Source organism: Pelagibacterium xiamenense, from assembly GCF_021166475.1.
GTDB lineage: Bacteria > Pseudomonadota > Alphaproteobacteria > Rhizobiales > Devosiaceae > Pelagibacterium > Pelagibacterium xiamenense.
The window spans coordinates 1,445,895-1,459,830 of sequence record NZ_JAJOYS010000001.1 but is presented as its reverse complement, the minus strand read 5'-3'; the positions used below and the strand labels follow the sequence as shown (position 1 = coordinate 1,459,830).

Annotated in this window: 10 protein-coding genes; 8 read left to right on the top strand and 2 right to left on the bottom strand. The window is 60.9% G+C overall.

The features are described from left to right. Window positions 1-11: 11 nt before the first annotated feature. From LSG43_RS07135 to LSG43_RS07115, 5 genes are all read left to right on the top strand, one after another. The gene (locus LSG43_RS07135; protein ID WP_231802452.1) at window positions 12-1,415 is read left to right on the top strand and encodes an O-antigen ligase family protein; all 1,404 of its coding nucleotides are present in this window, start codon (window positions 12-14) and stop codon (window positions 1,413-1,415) included. Continuing rightward, complete coding sequence (locus LSG43_RS07130) at window positions 1,412-2,215, top strand: metallophosphoesterase (RefSeq protein ID WP_231802450.1); 804 nt, start codon at window positions 1,412-1,414, stop codon at window positions 2,213-2,215. The genes LSG43_RS07135 and LSG43_RS07130 overlap by 4 nt, the downstream gene beginning before the upstream one ends. A gap of 54 nt (window positions 2,216-2,269) precedes the next feature. After that, complete coding sequence (locus LSG43_RS07125; protein ID WP_231802448.1) at window positions 2,270-4,417, top strand: GumC family protein; 2,148 nt, start codon at window positions 2,270-2,272, stop codon at window positions 4,415-4,417. 81 nt (window positions 4,418-4,498) lie between these two features. Then, window positions 4,499-5,932, top strand: a complete 1,434-nt coding sequence (locus LSG43_RS07120) for a phosphohexomutase domain-containing protein (protein WP_231802446.1) — start codon at window positions 4,499-4,501, stop codon at window positions 5,930-5,932. Then, entirely contained in the window at window positions 5,929-7,362 is a 1,434-nt protein-coding gene (locus LSG43_RS07115; RefSeq protein WP_231802444.1) for a mannose-1-phosphate guanylyltransferase/mannose-6-phosphate isomerase, read from the top strand. Before LSG43_RS07120 ends, LSG43_RS07115 begins: the two co-directional genes overlap by 4 nt. Window positions 7,363-7,376: 14 nt before the next feature. Here the strand turns inward: LSG43_RS07115 and LSG43_RS07110 are convergent, their stop codons facing one another. After that, complete coding sequence (locus LSG43_RS07110) at window positions 7,377-8,291, bottom strand: OmpA family protein (protein ID WP_231802442.1); 915 nt, start codon at window positions 8,289-8,291, stop codon at window positions 7,377-7,379. 190 nt (window positions 8,292-8,481) lie between these two features. Here LSG43_RS07110 and LSG43_RS07105 point away from each other — a divergent pair, with 190 nt between their 5' ends. The 3 genes from LSG43_RS07105 (at window position 8,482) to LSG43_RS07095 (ending at window position 11,362) form a co-directional block, all read left to right on the top strand. After that, window positions 8,482-8,745, top strand: coding sequence for a spike base protein, RCAP_Rcc01079 family (locus LSG43_RS07105; RefSeq protein ID WP_231802440.1), 264 nt, complete (start codon window positions 8,482-8,484; stop codon window positions 8,743-8,745). Further along, window positions 8,745-9,722, top strand: coding sequence for a hypothetical protein (locus LSG43_RS07100; protein ID WP_231802438.1), 978 nt, complete (start codon window positions 8,745-8,747; stop codon window positions 9,720-9,722). The genes LSG43_RS07105 and LSG43_RS07100 overlap by 1 nt, the downstream gene beginning before the upstream one ends. Window positions 9,723-9,838: 116 nt before the next feature. Further along, window positions 9,839-11,362, top strand: a complete 1,524-nt coding sequence (locus LSG43_RS07095) for a hypothetical protein (RefSeq protein WP_231802436.1) — start codon at window positions 9,839-9,841, stop codon at window positions 11,360-11,362. A gap of 9 nt (window positions 11,363-11,371) precedes the next feature. Here the strand turns inward: LSG43_RS07095 and LSG43_RS07090 are convergent, their stop codons facing one another. After that, entirely contained in the window at window positions 11,372-13,921 is a 2,550-nt protein-coding gene (locus LSG43_RS07090; protein WP_231802434.1) for a lipopolysaccharide biosynthesis protein, read from the bottom strand. Window positions 13,922-13,936 lie beyond the last annotated feature (15 nt).

Genomic DNA, 13,936 nt, shown 5'->3' with positions numbered 1-13,936 from the left:
GGCCGCAGAGCATGATCGATATCCGCGTGACATCCCCTGGGTCTGCCCAACGGGAGCCTTCACTCGCCGGCAGCCGGCAGCGGCGCATCAACGACCTGATCGCATATGGGCTGATCGCCTTCATCGCGCTTGTGCCCATTCCGCTCGGCGCGAACCGTCCGTTCTTCTGGGCGGTCTCGGCGGTGCTTGTCGGAATTATCGGCCTTTTACACGCTGCAATGCTGTTTCGCGCAGGCGAAGCCGCGCGCATGCCGCTGTCTCGATTTCCGGTTATTGCTTCGCTTTGGGCCGCCGTGTGCATATGGCTCGTCGCTCAGATGCTGCCGGTGGGCGGGTTTACGTTCGCCAATTCGGAAGGCGCCGTCTTTGAAACTGCCAGCATGAGCCTGGCACCCGGCGAGACCGCCTATATGCTCGTTCGGATGGCGACCTACGGGCTGTTTTTCTATCTCGTTTTGCAGATTGCCGCGAACCGGTCGCGCGCGGACTTCGGCTTCAAGGCGATTTTTGTGATCGTTGTCGCCTATTCCGCCTACGGGCTCGTGGCGCTCACGCAGTTCGGCGACACTCTCCTATTCTTTGAGAAATGGGCTTACCAGGGTTCGGCGACAGGAACTTTCGTTAACCGGAATTCCTATGCGACATTCCTCGCCTTCGGCCTGGTTGCCGGCGTCATCCTTTCGCTCAAGACGGTTTTCGAGCCAACACCGGAAGCCGAGCGCCGCGTTTCGCGTTCGAAGGTTTCGGATGCCGCGCTCTATGGGCTTGGCACGGTCTTCATCGCCGCAGCGCTGGCTGCCTCGCAATCGCGCATGGGCCTGGCGGCGGGCGTCGCCGGATCGGCAGCGGTCGCCATGATGGCCGGGTTCAAACTGCGCACGGAACGGCCGGCGGGGTTCCGGCTGGGGCTGATCCTCGCGATTGCGCTCTTTGTCGTCGCCTTTGCCCATTTCGGCGCTGGCACGCTCGAGCGCCTTGGCAATACCGAGCAGGACTTCGACGTTCGAGCCCAGCTTTATGCGCAGGTTCTGCAGATGATCTCCGAACGGCCGCTTCTCGGTTTCGGTGGCGGCAGTTTCGAGACCGCCTATCCGCTCTACCAGCACGCCCCGGTCAGCCCCGACAGGGTCTGGGACAAGGCGCACTCGACCTATCTGACGCTCTGGACCGAGCTGGGCGTCGTCTTCGGCACTCTGCCCATACTGGCCGTGCTCGCTATCGTCTGGCGGTGCATGAGCCATCTTCTCAACCGGCAGCGGGATTTCTGGCTTCCTTTGGGCGCCATCGGGATTGCGATTGTCGCTGCGCTGCACTCGCTCGTGGATTTCAGTCTCGAAATCCAGGCCAATACCTTTTACTTCCTTGCCATACTCGGGCTTGGTTTTGCGCAATACAAGCAGCGGGATCGGGTATGATCGGAGGGTTCCTGAACGCCCTGTTCGGCGGCGGCCCCGCAGGGGACACCCCTCGCGCCCGGCTCGAGGCCGACGAAATGCCGGCGGTTCTCTACGCAGTCGGCGACGTTCACGGCAGGCTCGACCTCCTCACGGACCTCGAAGCGCAGATCTACGCGGACGGCACCGCGTACACCGGCGAAAAATGGATCGTGATGCTGGGCGATTTGACGGACCGGGGCCCGCACTCGGCGCAGGTGCTCGATCATGTGCTCACGCCAGTGCCGGAGGGCTGGCGCCGGATATGCCTGTGCGGCAACCACGACCATGCGATGGCTATGGCCGTGCGCGACAGGGCCATGCTGGAGCAATGGCTGTCTTTCGGCGGCGTTGAAACGCTCGCGTCATACGGCCTGGAGCTTCGCACGCTCACAGAAGCCGAAGGTAACTGGTCCAAGCTGCGGGCCATTCTCGAAAGCCATATTCCGCCCGAACACATCGCGTTCCTCAAGGAACTGCCGATCGTTCTGGCGCTGCCCGGCTATGTATTCGTTCACGCGGGACTGCGCCCCGGCGTCCCGCTGGACCGGCAAACCGATTACGACATGATGTGGATTCGCGCAGACGATATCACGGGGCAAGACGATTTCCCATTCACGATCGTGCATGGCCACACTCCGGTCAGCGCTATTGACCTTTCGTCACAAATCATCAACGTCGATACCGGAGCATATGCTAGCGGAATACTGTCGGCCGTGCGTCTCGGCGCAGGATTGCGTCCCGGTATGCTGCAAACAACTGCCGATCCTTTCGGCGATTAATTTAACCAGAAACGTTTTGCTTGGCCTTACGGGTACGGGCGCCCTGGAGCGAAAATGAACGAAACAGAGATCGACCTGAGAGCATTATTCGGGCTCCTCCGCCGCCGGCTTCGGCTCATCATCATTGTCTTTCTCCTCGTTGTCGGGTTTGCCGCGATCGTTACATTCGCATTGACGCCGCAATATTCCTCCTCGGCACTGATCCTGGTCGATCCGTCGCAGAAGAATCTCTTGAATCCGGAGTTGAGTCCCTCAAGCGCGTCGCGCGACAATGCGCGTGTCGACAGCGAGGCGGAAATCCTGCGGTCGGATGCGATCCTGCTCGATGTCGTCTCCGAGCACGATCTCGTCGCGGATCCGGAATTCGGCGTTTCGCTCGGGCTGCGCGAGCGGATCATGGCGTTCCTGCGTATTGCGAGCCCTGAGTTGCCGACCGGCGAAGCGGCGTTGCGCAACGTTCTCAACAAGCTGCGCAACGCGGTCTCGGTGCAACGCCGTGGGTTGACCTACCTCATATCGGTGGAAGTGGAATCCGAGGTGCCAAGCCGGTCGGCCGAGCTCGCGAACGCGATCGCCGACGCCTATATCCGCGACCAGGTGCGCGCCAAGATCGACAACGTCCTCGCCTCCCAGGAAATTCTCGAGGCGCGAGTGGCCGAGGCGCGCGCGGCTATCGTTGCGAGCGAGGAGTCCTTCGACACCTTTTTGAATGCCAATATCGACGGCCTGGCGTCCGACGTAGACAGCGACATCGCGGCCATGCGGTCCGAACTCGAACGGATCACGGGTGAGCGCGAAGTCACGCAGTCCCTGGCACGCAGCGTCGAGCAGTCCCTTGCCGAACAGGATTGGGAAACCGTCGTCGCCACGCTAGAGTCCGACGCCGTCGCCGAGCTCGAGCGACAGCGCCAGCAGCTTGCCGCGAGCCTTGCGGCAACCGAGGACAGTTTTCCGGCCGCCGTCGATCTGCGCGAAGAGCTCGCCGCGATCGAGGGGCAACTCGAAGAAGCGGCGCGAACCGAGGTTGCAAGCCTGCGCGCCTCGGTTTCGGATCTCGACAGTTCCGCCAGCTCGCTGCGCCAGCAGATTCGATCGGACGTCCTGGCGAGCGATCTTCCCGTCGAGGTTCTGACGCGGATCTATGAATTGCAGCAATCCGCCGAACTGGCACGTTCACAATATGCGACGCTGCTCGAGCGCAGCTCTGACCTTCGGGTACAAGCCGATCTGCAAATTGCAGACAGCCGCATCGTGTCGCGCGCCCTGCCGGCAGACCGCCCCAGCTTTCCCAATACGCCCCTTCTGCTGATGCTTGCCGGTGTTACGGGCCTGGGATTCGGCGTGGGCCTCGCATTCATTTACGAAAACTTCATCGGCGGGTTTACATCCGAAGCACAGATCTCCTCGGTCCTGCGCCTGCCCGCCATCCAGGAGGTTCCACGGCAAAAGGCGGTCGCCAACGGGGCCAACAGCGCTGTCGCCGACACGATCATCGCCGCACCGCTATCGTTCTATTCGGAATCGATCCGGAAAATCCGCGCGAGCGTCGATCAGGCGTTGCGCCGCCGGCCGGGTGCAATGCCCCGCGACGAGGGCAATCCGGGCAAGGGGCGGGTCGTCATGGTGTCCTCCTCGGTTCCCGCCGAGGGCAAGACGACCATCGCGCTGTCCCTGGCGCGCACCTACGCCTATTCCGGGCTCAAGACCATCATCATCGACTGCGACCTACGCAAGCCGTCGGTCCACCGGCAACTGGGGATCGAACCTACCGCCGGCCTTCTCGAATTCTTGACGGGCGAAGCGAGCGGCGAGGCGCTTGCCAATGTGATTGCACGCGACGTGGAGACGGGATTGAGCGTGCTGACCGGTTCGCGGCGCTCGGACGTTCCCACCGACCAGCTGCTGACCGGCGTCACGTTCGAGCGCCTCATCACGGCGGCAATCAAGAATTTCGACATCGTCATTCTCGATACCCCGCCCATCGGTCCGGTGGTCGACGGGCTCTACGTTGCCCAATATGCCGACGTGATCGCATTCGTCGTGCGCTGGGCCAGCACGCCGCAGACCGAAGCGCGCCGGGCCATCACGCGCCTGATGGATGCCAAGGCCGATCATGCTGAAATCATTGCCGTTCTCAACCAGCAGGAAGGCACACGCGGCGGCTACAAGAATCCCTATGCCAGCTATTACGACGAAGGGTGAGATTGCCCGGACAAGTGTTTGCCTGCCATTGCACATGCGCTAAGACCGTTGCGGCATGTAGAACCGTTTTGGATTGAACTGATGGCGGGCACCGATATCGCATTCGGCACGTCGGGCCTGCGCGGCCCCGCAGCGGGGTTCACGCGTCCTCGGATCGCAGCCTATACGCGGGCCTTTCTCGCTGTCTGCTGTCCGGGCCCGGCGGATCGGGTCGTCATCGGCCAGGACCGGCGGGCGTCGAGCCCGGCCATCACCGAGGAGGTTGCCCGGGCCCTCGCTGCGTCCGGCTGGCGCTCCATCAACGCGGGCACCGTCCCGACGCCCGCCCTTGCCGCCTATGCGATGGCCCGCGGCCTGCCGGCCATCATGGTGACGGGCAGCCATACGCCGGCCGATCAGAACGGGCTCAAGTTCTACCGGCCCGTCGGCGAATTGCTCAAAGCCGACGAAGCGCCCATCCGCGCGGCAGCAGAAACGCAGGTCGCGTCAATGCCGGAACCGGCCGCACCGCACCGCCCGGCCCTGCCTCCCGCTATCTGCGATATAAAGACCGAATATCGCGACCGTTACCTGCGCGCGTTCCCCCCGGATGCACTTGAAGGACTTAGCATCGGCGTTTTCGAACATTCCGCCGCCGGTCGCGACCTTGTCGTGGACGTTCTTTCAGGTCTCGGCGCGCGGTGCGTCCGGTTCGGCCGGACCGAAGGCTTTACCGCGGTCGATACCGAAGCGATCGAGGCAGACGTCATGCACACCGCGCGGCGGATGCTTTCCGAGCACGGCCTCGCCGCCGTCGTCTCCACCGACGGAGACGGCGACCGTCCGCTTCTTATCGCCGAAACCGGCGCTCAGATCACGGGCGATGTCCTCGGCGCCGTGACAGCGCGCTACCTCGGCGCAGATACGGTCGTTACCCCCCTCACCTCCACGAGCGCCGTCGAGGCCTCGGGGTGGTTCAAGTCGGTCCATCGCACGAAGATCGGTTCGCCTTATGTCGTCGAGGCGCTTGCATCGGCAGCGGGTGGCGTCGCCGTCGGGTTCGAGGCCAATGGCGGGTTTCTCCAGCAATCGCCCATCACTTTGACGGCAGGCGCGCTTGCGCCGTTGCCCACGCGCGATGCGCTGCTGCCGTTGATCGCGTGCCTTGCAACGGCGCGGAACCGCGCGATACCCGTTTCGCAGATCGCCGCCGATCTGCCGCCCCGCGCGATGAAGGCCGGCCGGTTGCGTCCGGTCATGCCTGACCTTGCTCGGACTTTCCTCGGGCGCATTGCATCGGATCCGGCGGCGCGCGCGGAGATCGCGCCGGAGCTCGAGACCCCTTGCGCGGTCGACCTCACCGATGGCGTTCGTTTGACGCTGTCCGACGACACGATCGTCCACTTCCGCCAATCGGGTAACGCGCCCGAAATGCGGTGCTATGTCGAAACCGCCGCGGCTGCGGATACCGATGCGCTTTTGCGCATGCTATTGGCGCATGCGCAGGCTTTCCTCAAAACCCTGGAGTCCCGATGACCTCCCCGCGTCCGAAAATCGTCCCGATCGTGCTCGCAGGCGGCACCGGAACCCGGCTCTGGCCGATGTCGCGGGCGGCGCGGCCCAAGCAATTCCTTTCGCTCATCAGCGAGAACAGCCTCTTTCAGGACACCCTGCTCCGGGTTGCGGACCGCGCCGTTTACGACCCGCCGATCATCGTCACCAACGCGGATTACCGCTTTCTCGTCGCCGAGCAGGCCCGCGAGATCGGCATCGAACCCGGCGCGATCGTGCTCGAACCGGAGGCGCGCAATACGGCGCCGGCGATTGCCGTTGCCGCTCAAATCGCCAACGCCGGCGGGAACGATCCCCTCCTTCACGTGCTGCCGTCCGATCATGCGGTCGTCGCCGACCCAGCCTACCGCAAGGCCGTCGAAACGGGGGCGGCCGCGGCACGCGAAGGAAGGCTCGTCACCTTCGGGATTGCGCCCGATACGCCGGCCACCGGGTTCGGTTATATCGAAGCGGGCGACCGAGAGGATACCGGCGCGCATGCCGTCTCGCGCTTTGTTGAAAAGCCGGACCTGCAGCGGGCCGAGGCCATGATCGCCCGGGGCGGATACTATTGGAACTCCGGCATGTTCATGTTTTCCGCCAGCGCCATTCTCGAGGCTGCGGAACGTCTTGCGCCCGAGGTTGGCGATGCCGCGGAAAAGGCTGTCTCCGGTGCGGCGCAGGATCTCGACTTCCTGCGGCTCGACGCCGATGCCTTTGCCAAGGCGCCGAATATATCGATCGACTATGCCATCTTTGAAAAATCCGATGCCGTTTCCGTCGTTCCCGCCGCCATCACCTGGTCGGATCTGGGGTCCTGGGATGCGGTCTGGCGCGCCTCGCTGCGTGACGAGCACGGCAATGTCACGCGGGGGCGGACCACGCTGATCGACAGCACCGAGGCGCTTGTGATCTCCGACAATGGCCATGTCGTCGTCGACGGGCACTCCGACATCATCGTCATTGCCAGCGACGACGCGGTCTATGTGGGCCGGCTTTCGGACGCCCAAAGGGTCGGCGGGGCGGTCGAACGGCTCAAGGCGCAAAGCGAAACGCGAGCGCTGACGCAGGCGCACAAGACGATGTACCGCCCCTGGGGCGGCTATTCGTCGGTGCTCGATGGCGAGCGTTTTCAGGTCAAGCGGCTGTTCGTCAAACCCGGCAAGAAGCTCTCGCTCCAAAAGCACCACCACCGCGCCGAGCATTGGGTGGTCGTGCGCGGCACCGGCGAGATCGAGGTCGATGGCCGGATCAAGACGTTGCGCGAGAACGAAAGCATCTACATCCCGCAAGGCGCAATGCACCGCCTCTCCAATCCGGGCAAGATGCTGCTCGAAGTGATCGAAGTGCAGACAGGATCGTATCTGGGCGAGGACGATATCGTCCGCATCGCCGACGAATTCGGACGCGCCTGAGCGTCTTTTCCCGCCTAATCAGCCGGCGCACCGACCACAACCACCACGCGTTGATTGTCCGCGTTCGCGGTGCCGAACATCTGCGTTTCGCCGCCCGTTTCGACGTTGGCACTGCCAAATGCCACGCCCTGACCTTCGAAATAGGCGCGCACGGCCTCTGCCCTCATCGTCGCGAGTTCCCTGTTCCAGCTCGCCGGGCCGCTCGCACTTGAATAGCCGGTGAGCGTCAGCTCACAGGCCTGGGCATCGACGCTCTCGATCAGCGCGTCGAGCGCTCCGCGGTGCTCTGCGGTCAGCGCGGCGGAATTGCGCGCGAACCCGACAAGCGCGATCTCCCGTGCGGTGTCGCAGACCGGTTCGACGGCCGCCGGTGTATCGTCGGCCTGCGGCGCACCGCCATCGGGGGTGACGCTCCATCCGTCTTCCGGCGCAGCGGCGAAGGCGATATCGGACGTCTTGTAAAGCGCGACCATCGGCCGGCCGGAAACGACGGTATTGCCCACAACGCCTTCGCGTTCGACCACGAAGGCGTCGAAGGGCACGGTCTTTCCAGCCAGGGTGGCCGAGAGGATGAATAGGTTACGATCGCCGTTCTCTCCGGCGGCATCGTTGGTGAACCGGACTTCGATGGCCCCTTCGTCCGAAAACGTGTCGGCGGGAATTTCAAAGTCGAAGGTCTCTACGTAGCCGGTGTAGTCGCTGGCAGCGCTCAGCCGCCCATCAGTCTGCGTATCTATGGCTGAGGATACAGCGCCAGCACCGATCTGCCGGCCATTAAAGAACACTGCGAAAGCGGGAGCGCCCTCGAAGGCCTCTCCGGCGAGTTCGAGGCTCAATGCGACGTCTTCCTGCGCAAACGCAGTCGCGGCGCCGGCCAGCAGCGCGGAGACTGAAACGGCAATGATACTGAGATTTCGGGCGAATGGCATGGCAGATCCCCTCAATACGATGGCGCTCAAATTTGTATGATCCTCGCACATCCCGCGCATTGAGCAAGGTCTCCGGCTGCGGAAAACCTGTCGAAAGCCGGTGTTTGGACAAAACTTATCCCCGCTCCGCGTGTCGGTGTCATGCTTAGCGCAGTATGTGCAACACCCTGACGACAGGAGCGGAAATTCCATGAGCACCACCTTTCCCGGACGCACGGCCAGCATGAGCGGGCCGGCAGGCGACGTCTTTACAATCACCCCGGACGATGCGGTCGACCTCGCGCAGACAACCCGCGCCATCTATGTCGGGGTGACCGGCGATCTCGCCGTTGTCGCGGCATCAGGCGCGCAGGCCACTTTCGCCGGCGTGCCTGGCGGCACGGTGTTGCCGCTGCGCGTTGCCCGGGTTCTCGCGAGCGGCACGAGCGCCGGCAGCCTTGTGGGTCTTGTTTGATGATCGGCCTTGCGCTCACACCCGTCCCCGCGCGTTCGGCAGCCTGGTGGCCCGCCGGCTCCGTCTTCGCTGCCGATTTCGCAAACGGCCGCTACATGAAAGATGGCGTGCACATTCCTCAATCGGCCGCCTTCACGCTCACCCGTGCATCCGAAAAGCTCGCTCAAACGCGCTCGGGAGAATGGAAGCTTTTCCCACCCGACGTGCCCGCCATCACGGACCTGGGCCTTTTTTGCGAACCCGAAGAAACCTTCTACCCCGTCAACGCCCTCTTCGAAGGCGCCCTCCCCGGCGTCGTTGGCAGCGGCGGCGCCCTGCCCACCAACTGGACGGTCCTGGTCTCAAGCGGGCTTTCGATCGAAGTCGTCCACACAGGCCTTCACGGAGACGCCCCCTATATCCGGCTGAGGCTCTTCGGCACAACGACCGGCACCGACTTCCAGATCGCCCTCAACGCCTACACACAGGCCGCCGCAGCGGGCGAAACCTGGACGGCGGCACTGTCGCTGCGGCATGTGGCGGGGGAAACGGCGGGGCTGACCGCGTATGTGCGGGTGGTGGAGGAGACCAACGGAACGTTCCTCGCCGCAAGCAGTATCGATCTTCCGGCAGGCACGGACTTTGCACGTGGCATCGCATCGCGTGAACTGGCTAACACCTCTACAAGCAACATCCGCTCACGTCTCCGCCTCACCTATCCGTCAACAGGTGTGTTCATCGATCACACTCTGGACTTGCTTGCGCCCGTGTTGGTAGCTTCCGAAACCACCGACACTCTAGTCCTTACGGGCCCCTACCATCCCGCGATCAGACAACAGGATACTGTGGTTGCCCAGTTCCCCGAGCTCCCACAGGACGTCCTTTTGGCGTTTACCGACGGAAGTGCAAGTGTTGAAGGCCCTGTGACAGGTCCGCTTACTCTCCCTCAGCATTCGAACAGTCTTAGGCTTGTCAGCACGACACCCGACGTTCCATGACGAATTCCCTCGACCGGTGACACGTGGCTGTCTATCATCTCTTCTGTGGCGACGCGCACTCTAACACCCGGCAGTAATGGCTTGCTTGCGAAGTTGGAGCTAGCCTAGGAGACGAAATGGTTACTGCTTCACAAGCCCAGGCCTCACCGCTCCCCACCGGCATCACTGCGGAATTGCTGTCGCAAACCCTGACGGCGCTCCTTGTTGCTATATTTCTCTCTTTGCCGATTTTTTTATTCTCGGCGACGGGAGGAACTTTATTTCTCGTTACTTCCGCAATAGCACTAATTGCCATTTCTATAAAATACACAAGAGTTCAAATTGGCGTATATTTTTTTCTGCTAATATTCCAATCTACGGTTATAGCCATAACAATAAACGGGTACAGCGATCGATCGGAATTAAGTACAGCACAAGGTTTGCAATTTCTGACTTTATCAATTTTTGGTTTTCATTCTTGGATACATATCAACAATATGAAACAAATAGATATTGTCACGCTCTCCAAACTACTAACTTTGTTCTTTTTACTTTGCTCTGTATATCTGCTATACGGACTAATAGAGAATGGCGCTCAAAACGCGATTATATATTTTCGATCCTCGATCTCATCATCTCTTCTTATATGCTTTGGTCTGTATGTCGGCACTCGCCTAAGCGAGAGCGATGTCAAAGCGATGTTTACCGTATGCATGATAGCGGCTATTATTTTTACAATAATAGAGATGATTGCCACAAAGGAATTGTACGAATTTATAAACGCATTCGAATTTTTCTCTGTAAAATACGAAGGGAGATATAATTTTTATTCCTTAGAATCCGTAATAGAATTCTCAAAACGCCCACTCCTAAACCTTCCTATTTTTCGCGACCTCGGGCTGACGACGTTTCGCGTTTCCGGTCCAAATATGCATAGCATTAGCCTAGCATATCTGTCGATGTTTGGGCTACTTTTGTTCTTTTCTCAAAAGAACTACATACTTGCTACTTTATGCGCAGCAATCCTGATAGCCATTCAAGCAAAGGGTCCGATAATAATACTTTTGATATCATTTTCTTTCTACTATGCACGATCTATATTTTCGAAGAGAATTTGGAAGGTGCTCCTCGCGCTGACACTGGCTTCCTACGCCACTTTTGGCATCTGGTATGGGATGCAGACTCGTGATTTCCATGTTCTTGGTCTGATCGGCGGACTGGAAGGCTTCTTGTCGAACCCGATTGGCCATGGCTTAGGCGCAGGGGGCAACCTCTCGAGAATTGAGTTTGACTGGCAGGATTTTCAGAACGCCGGCGCGGCTGCGTTTGGCGTAGAAAGTGCCGTTGGAGTGCTGCTCTACCAGGTCGGCATCGCTACGTTCGCTTTGGTCGGGTTTTATATTTGGTTCGCGAACTATACGTTGAATTTCTTTTGGAAACGGCATAGCCGGCTGGGACTTCTGCTCTCGCTTGCGTTCGCAACGACGGTTGTAAACGGCATTTTCCAAGAGGAGGCTTATAATCCATTTGCTTTGGGGCAAATTGGTTTGATGCTTGCCGTGATCGTTGGAAGTACTTTGCGATTTGAGGGCCAATCGGACAAAGCCCCCGTCGAAGCCCCAAGGCCGCGTTCGTCAGATACCCTCAAGACCCTGGCATAGGACCGCGCCTCAGAGCCAGAGCGCGGTTTTAATAACGTCCCGCGGCGGCGTGCCGATACCCGGAACTACAGCGTGGCCAGCGATCATGGTCGCTTCGTGAAGCGCGGCGAGAGCGCCGGGGAGCCTGTGCAACTTGTAGGTCTGCCGAATTGAGGACAGATAGCGCACCAGGTCTGTGATGAGCACGTCATTCCGCCTTATGAGCGCGCACGCATCGTACTGGCTGTCCTGCTCGAGCGCCGTCCGCTGCAACTGAACATAATCGAAATCGAGGCAATAAGGGCTTCCCTCGAGGAACGGGTAGTGCTCAAGCATGTGCGTCGTCGTGCTTTGCAACAGCGTCCTTACGGCGCGATAGTCGCGGCCAAGCGCGTAGTTGACCCAGTGAATGTGAACGAGACCACCGACGTCTGCCAGTTCGGGACGGTGACGTAGCCGATATGCCGCGCGGAAGGCGCTTTGCACCGCGTCTGAGCGGTAGGTGCGCATCAGCCCGGTTTCCGGAGACAATATCTTGGCGTCGCAGGCTTCCAGAACATCGTGGACAAGGCGCTCATCGACCTGTTTCTTGGGGTCGAAACGCGCGAAATTGAGCAGTATTGCGGGAATCCCTCCAAGCCAGTGGCTTACCCGCCAGGCGTGGTGCGACCATGCTGCTGGCCATTTGGGCAATTTGGTTTCGGCGTCAATCAGCCGGTCGAGGTCAAGCTCGAGATCGGCGTAAACCTGTTCGCGCATGTCGTAGCCTGCCGCTGCCAGGATGTTCAGCGCTCCGAGCGTGTATGCGGTCAAGTGTGGCAACATCTGCTTTCCTGGCGCTGTGCTCCCCGCGAGCTTGGCTTTACCCACCGCGTCCGCGAAGGCCTCGGCCGCCTTGGGCGACAGCTCGCTTTCCCGGCCGAGCAACCATTTGGCATAGACATAATCGGCGTGCGCCAGAAATGACCAATCTGCCACTGGCGTGTTGGCCGTGCCTTTCCAGAACCGGTCGAGCCCCGGATGCGCGGCCTCAAGATACGCGAGGGACGACACCACCACGGGGTGCCCGCTGAGATCTGGTTCGGCCGGCAGGTCGCGCAGCAGGCTGTACTTTGGACGCGGCGGCAGCAGCATGCGAAAACCGTCGACGAGTGGCTTGTGAAACGGCAACCGGAAACGGGCCGAGACCAGCAGCACAACCAGATTGCCGGCCAGAAGAAGCATCGTGCCACCGATAACCGCCAAAGCCGGAATATCCCGCGCCATGAGCACCAGGACGACGGCGGGCAGACTGCCGATCGCGACACCTGATGCAACAGCGCCGGCGCGATAGCGTAAAAACAGGTCCGTCTGCCTGCTCAACAGCCAGACCGAAACAGCCGCAGCAGCCGTATGCACCAGTACCATGGCGATGGCGCCACCCACGACGCCGTACAAATACCCGCCCGTGAGCCCGGCAATCACATTAAGGACGCCAAAGACAAGCGTGATGCGTGCCGTCGTGCCCGCACGGCCGACGGCGACGGAGATCTCGCCCGACAAGATCTGCGCGAACGCTTTGACGGCCACAAGGGGCGAAAGGATGATCAGGACAATGGCGGCCGCGGGCAGATCGGGAACCAGCCAGGCCAGGGCGACCGGACCGACAAGCAGCAAGAACGCCGCCGCCAGTGTGTTGAGCCACAGCGCAAAGGACGCGCCCTGGGACAAGAGAACCCTCAGGCTCTGGCGTTCCCGCGTCGCGCCAACGAACATTTCGGCAGCCTTGGGCGAGATGACCGTCGCGACCACGATCGTGAACGCCATCGGCAGATTGGTGAGCTGGACCGCGAGTTCAAATCCGCCGACCTCGGCAGGTGGCACGAACAAGCCTACGATCAACACCATCGCGCGCGCATAAAGATATACCGCCAGCGCATTTATGACGACCGGCACCGCATATCGCAAAAGTTCGATAGTTTCATCCCTGTGAGCGCGGATGACCCGGATCATCGTTACCGGGGTGAGCCGATGCGAACGCACAAAAGCGGTGCCCAGCATGAGTACGCAAACCACCTCGCTCAACGCCAGAACGCCCAGCAGCACGTCCAGGCGGGGGGCCAGCGTCAGGCCAAAGAAAAGCCCGAAAGCAACAAGCCTGCTGACGATTAAGGCCACGGCCAACGGCTGGAACTTGTTTTCGGCGCGATAGAGGCCGTCGAGGAATTCGGTAAGGCCATAGAGATAGCTGAAGACAACGGCGGCTATGACGGTCGAAGAGCCGGCCTGCATGTCGTACACGACGGTAGAGTACCCTATAGCCACCGCAAGGATCGCGAGGGCGGGCATCGACAGAACCAATGCCACGCTGAACGCAAGACTGGCATACTCCTGCGCGTTCGCGTCGAGCCCCCGGGCATGACCGATATATCGGATGCTGGCGCGCCCAAGCGAGAAGCCTACAAGCGGCCGGAACAGCGTAGCGATGGACATTATGACCGCGACAGCGCCGGTGTCGGCAGGCGGTAGGGCGATCGCGGCCACTACGAGCACAAGCGCCGGCCAGATGTGCATGAGGCCGAACTGCGCCAGACGAAACATAAAATTCTTGCCCAC

Bases quoted from the DNA above. Each gene is read 5' to 3' on its own strand.
- LSG43_RS07125 (WP_231802448.1), top strand. From the start codon at position 2,270: ATGAACGAAACAGAGATCGACCTGAGAGCATTATTCGGGCTCCTCCGC.
- LSG43_RS07115 (WP_231802444.1), top strand. From the start codon at position 5,929: ATGACCTCCCCGCGTCCGAAAATCGTCCCGATCGTGCTCGCAGGCGGC.
- LSG43_RS07105 (WP_231802440.1), top strand. From the start codon at position 8,482: ATGAGCACCACCTTTCCCGGACGCACGGCCAGCATGAGCGGGCCGGCA.
- LSG43_RS07120 (WP_231802446.1), top strand. From the start codon at position 4,499: ATGGCGGGCACCGATATCGCATTCGGCACGTCGGGCCTGCGCGGCCCC.
- LSG43_RS07135 (WP_231802452.1), top strand. From the start codon at position 12: ATGATCGATATCCGCGTGACATCCCCTGGGTCTGCCCAACGGGAGCCT.
- LSG43_RS07095 (WP_231802436.1), top strand. From the start codon at position 9,839: ATGGTTACTGCTTCACAAGCCCAGGCCTCACCGCTCCCCACCGGCATC.
- LSG43_RS07100 (WP_231802438.1), top strand. From the start codon at position 8,745: ATGATCGGCCTTGCGCTCACACCCGTCCCCGCGCGTTCGGCAGCCTGG.
- LSG43_RS07130 (WP_231802450.1), top strand. From the start codon at position 1,412: ATGATCGGAGGGTTCCTGAACGCCCTGTTCGGCGGCGGCCCCGCAGGG.
- LSG43_RS07110 (WP_231802442.1), bottom strand. From the start codon at position 8,291: ATGCCATTCGCCCGAAATCTCAGTATCATTGCCGTTTCAGTCTCCGCG.
- LSG43_RS07090 (WP_231802434.1), bottom strand. From the start codon at position 13,921: ATGTTTCGTCTGGCGCAGTTCGGCCTCATGCACATCTGGCCGGCGCTT.